Origin of the sequence: Candidatus Infernicultor aquiphilus (genome assembly GCF_002784285.1) — a bacterium.
GTDB classification, from domain to species: domain Bacteria; phylum Atribacterota; class Phoenicimicrobiia; order Phoenicimicrobiales; family Phoenicimicrobiaceae; genus Infernicultor; species Infernicultor aquiphilus.
This window is the reverse complement of record NZ_PFKO01000023.1, coordinates 1-2921: the sequence shown is the minus strand read 5'-3', so window position 1 is coordinate 2921 and position 2921 is coordinate 1. Positions and strand designations below refer to the sequence as shown.

Below are 2921 nucleotides of genomic sequence, written 5' to 3'. Positions count from 1 at the left end.
TGTGTGGTATTATATAAAAAAATTAAATATAAATGGTAGAGATTTTAGAGAGAACCATTTTATTGCAAATAGCAAATGAAAAGTACACCATATTACAGCCGAAAAGTGCACCACTTTATCTAAAAAAAAATCAATAAATATAGACCATATTTTTCTCCTTTCCTTACAATAATTAATTTTGCTTTGCCAGCCATTCCTTGGTTTCCTTTAGCCGGTAAGAATTACCATTCATATTTAGCATATATGACTTATGGGTAAGCCTATCTATCATAGCTGCCGTCATCACCGAATCTAGGAAGATTTCATCCCATCTCTCAAAGGAGAGATTAGTGGTAATGATGGTCGATTTTCTTCCCGCCCTAAGGGAGAGATGGGTAAAGAGCAGCTCTGACCCTTCTTTATCAAAGGATATATAACCAAGTTCATCAGCGATAACCAGATCATACTTTTCAAATCTAGCCTCCACCCTTCTTAGGATATTTTCTGACCTTGATTCTTTTAATTGATTAACTAGTAAAGGTATGGTAGCAAACAGTACCTGGTATCCAGCCATACAGGCCTTTATCCCTAAACCGATAGCCAGATGAGTCTTACCGGTGCCGGGGCTGCCGGCCAGAATTACATTCTGTCCACTCTCAATAAAATCAAGGCTGGTAAGTACCTTTAGCCTTTTTTGGGCATCATGGGGGAGGTCTTCGATAGACAGGTCCTCTAGATATTTTTTGTAGGGAAAATTGGCCAGCCTGATTCTATTTTTCATACTATTTTCTAACCTTAAATCATACTCCTTTAAAAGAAGGTGATACAGAAATTCTTCATAGCTTAAGTTTTTAGTATTGGCCTCTTCAATCTCTTCTACCATGTATCTTCTAATCCCCGGAAGCCTTACTTGTTTACTGATCTCTTTTATTTTACTGATCAGCTCTTTTTTTTCTATATTTTTCATACGGTGCTCACCTCTTTTAAAATCTCGGCATAGACATCTATTATTTTCTTAGAATTGGCTTCTGTATCGGAGAGGTGAATAATATTCTTGGGGGTAGAATTATTCCTTTCTACTATAGTCTTTATCTTCTCGGTGCTGATACCGCTAGGGTTTATCTTTTCTAAGAGGGCTATGGCTTGTTCTACCCTAGATAAGTTGTTGGTAGCAATTAGTTCCAGTAGCCCGATAAAGCTCTTCTCCTGGCCCTGGTAATATTTTTGGTATATATCCTTTAGTCTGGGCTTAAGCTGAGCTAAGGCGCTACTTCGCTTCAGGGCACCTGGCTTTACTTTTAAGGTCACCAAGTAATGATTTATATCTATAGACCACTCCTGTGCACCATACCTTCTTTGGTGCCAGGCTACTCTTTTTTGGTTATGGTAACAGATGATCTTATCGGGGTAGATTTTAGTGAAAATGAACTGTCCTACCAGATGGTCGGGGACAGAATAATGATTACCATCTACGGTAATACAAGAATATTTATCTGTTCTGGCCTCTACTATTCTGGCTGTATCATATCGGGGAGGAAGAGGAAGCAGGTAGTTTTTCTCCTCCTTTAATATCTCCTCCGCACTTTTCCCCTTATTTAGAGCCTGAGGTTTTAGATTTAATTTTTTAAGTCCTAATCTAAAATATTCTTTTGCTTCTTCTACTGAGGAGAATTCATCCTTTTTAGAGAATATCTTTCTTCTTACGTATTCTACACTACGTTCTACATGACCCTTTTCGTGAGCCTGGTAGGTATTGGTAAATCTAAAGCTAAAGCCATAATAGATAGATAGTTTTAGAAGCGCTTCGGTAGGTTCTTTTTCCGATCTTCCTACAAATCTGGCTACGGTAACCCTGGAGTTATCATAGACCATCTCTTTATATATTCCACCTATTTCTTCAAAGAAAGAGGCATGGGTATCTAAGAAGGCTTCGGTCTTTTGATTATGATAAAGGTTACCAGATCGATAGTCTCCTTTTGCACTGGTAAAGACGGACATCTGGAGGGTTTTATTTTTGCCGGCAATAGTAAGTTTTACCTCTCCCCAGTCAAATTCACAGACCTCTCCTAATTCGTATTCCTGTCTGATATATGCTTCCTTGGCCTCTTTTTCTACATTCCTAATGGTACTGCATACTGTGGAATAGGAAAGATCAAATCCTTCTTCTCTTAGAGCTTCATAGATATCAATCTTCTTCTTTTGCTGTTTTGCTCTTCCCTCTGCTCTTTTGATATCATTTTCCCTTAAGTAAAATTTAATTCTACTCATTATCTCAGCAGTCAATTTTATCTTTTTCCTGGAGCTGGTATCATATTTAGGATCTTCTACTAGATCAGCTATTAATTCCTCTTTATTACTACAGTTACTTTTAGAATTGGAAAGCTTGGCTTTTTTATCCTCATAATCTTTTATATATTTTCCTATTGTCCTTCTGTTTATATTTAGGTCTTTGGATATCTGCCTTTGTGATTTTCCTTCTCGGTAATGTGATATTATTATCTTTTGTTTCTCTATCAATTTAATCATCTCCCTTTTCCTCCCTATGTAATTCTTTTTTCTTACATAGAGAATAGTATTTCAAAGTGGTGTACTTTTAGATTAACATAAATAGAGGGATAACACTGCAAAAAAACTCTACGCTATAATTTCAGGCTTTTTGCGGTGTTTTCCCTCTGCAAGCGCCCTCGGTGTCGCACCTATAATCTATTAGGATAGTTTTTAGTATTTTTTATACTGCTCTACCTGTGCGTGTACGCACGCAGACAGGTAAAAAATATTAAAAATGTAGAAGAGTAGTGATCAGGAACAAAAGATAAGCTATGCGATGATTAGGAATAGAAGTTTAGCCCTACGATAAAAAGTATCTAATTTAGCCCGCCTTTATATTTTTAACCAGGCTAAAAAAGCTTTTAGTCGGTTAAAAATATAATGCTTTTTTTGCT

At 36.7% G+C, this 2921-nt stretch carries 2 protein-coding genes; both read right to left on the bottom strand.

All coding sequences use genetic code 11. From position 1 onward, the window contains the following. Nucleotides 1-172: 172 nt before the first annotated feature. Nucleotides 173-946 (bottom strand): ATP-binding protein, encoded by a 774-nt coding sequence (gene istB / locus COZ07_RS00740; protein ID WP_406606701.1) that lies wholly within the window; start codon nucleotides 944-946, stop codon nucleotides 173-175. After that, complete coding sequence (istA, locus tag COZ07_RS00735) at nucleotides 943-2505, bottom strand: IS21 family transposase (protein WP_406606700.1); 1563 nt, start codon at nucleotides 2503-2505, stop codon at nucleotides 943-945. Before istA ends, istB begins: the two co-directional genes overlap by 4 nt. Nucleotides 2506-2921 lie beyond the last annotated feature (416 nt).